The following is a 234-nucleotide window of genomic DNA, read 5'->3' on the forward strand; positions in this document are numbered from 1 at the left end:
TATGTAATCGGCAAAACGGGCAGTGGTAAAAGTAGTTTTATGAAAACGCTGTATGCCGATCTTCCGCTCAAACAAGGAACTGGGCAAGTGGTCGATTTTAACCTGAAAACCCTAAAAGAAAAGGACATTCCCTTCCTCCGTAGAAAACTTGGAATCGTTTTCCAGGATTTTAAATTGTTGCCCGACCGAAACGTGAACAACAACCTCCGTTTTGTATTGAAGGCCACCGGGTGG

At 44.0% G+C, this 234-nt stretch carries 1 protein-coding gene; it reads left to right on the forward strand.

Annotated features, from left to right (window positions below; translation table 11 throughout):
• The coding region (locus ACRHNM_RS18275) for an ATP-binding cassette domain-containing protein (RefSeq protein ID WP_431138044.1) at window positions 1–234 on the forward strand (234 nt) is incomplete at both ends.

It is taken from the genome of Psychroserpens mesophilus (genome assembly GCF_050617655.1).
In the GTDB taxonomy this organism is placed as follows: domain Bacteria; phylum Bacteroidota; class Bacteroidia; order Flavobacteriales; family Flavobacteriaceae; genus Psychroserpens; species Psychroserpens mesophilus_A.